The following is a 643-nucleotide window of genomic DNA, read 5'->3' as shown; positions in this document are numbered from 1 at the left end:
GGCGCCATCGGGCAGCACGAGCCGCACCAGGCGCTTGTCTCCGCCCGCGCCTTCGAAGTGGTAGCGGGTGAGCCGGTTCAGGCTGTCGCGCACGCGCACTTCGCTCACCGGCACGGGCTGCAGCATGGGCTGCGGCATGGGCTGCGGGGTGTCGGGGACTGGGGTGTCGGGGTCCGTCCCGGACTCGCCGATCGCAGCCGGGGTGGCGGGAGGGATGGCGGGGGGATCGCGGTATTCGAAGAGGTACGACAGTCCCTGCTCGTTGTGCTGCTCCACCACGCGGGCGCCGGGCCGGGGCATGGCCACGCCCTGGTCTTCATAGACGTAGGTGTGCAGCGGTCCACTGCGCACCCGGTGGCGCACCATGCGGTGCACCCGGTCGTAGCCGAACTCGCGCGTGCGCTGGCCGTCCCGCCCCAGTACCTCCACCAGGTCGCCCGCGCTGTCGTAGCGGTAGCGCACCAGCGCCACCCGGTAGCCCGGGCCGGTGCAGGCCGCATCCAGCGGGTTGTGCACGCAGTCCACCCCGGTCAGGCGCTCGCCGCTGTCCGGGCCGAGCAGCAGGTGGGCGGTGGCGGCGGCGGTGGTAGTGGCAGTGGTTGGGGCCGCGGCGGCGGCCCCGTCCCGGTCCCGGTCCCGCTCC

1 pseudogene is annotated in these 643 nt (G+C 74.0%); it reads right to left on the bottom strand.

The window, feature by feature from the left end:
* A pseudogene (locus AC27KI_RS26695) lies at positions 1-643 on the bottom strand (RHS repeat-associated core domain-containing protein); the annotation flags it as partial.

This window comes from Acidovorax sp. KPB24-03 (assembly GCF_057546605.1).
Note: the sequence above shows the minus strand (reverse complement) of the source record. Positions and strands in the feature narration are given on the sequence as shown.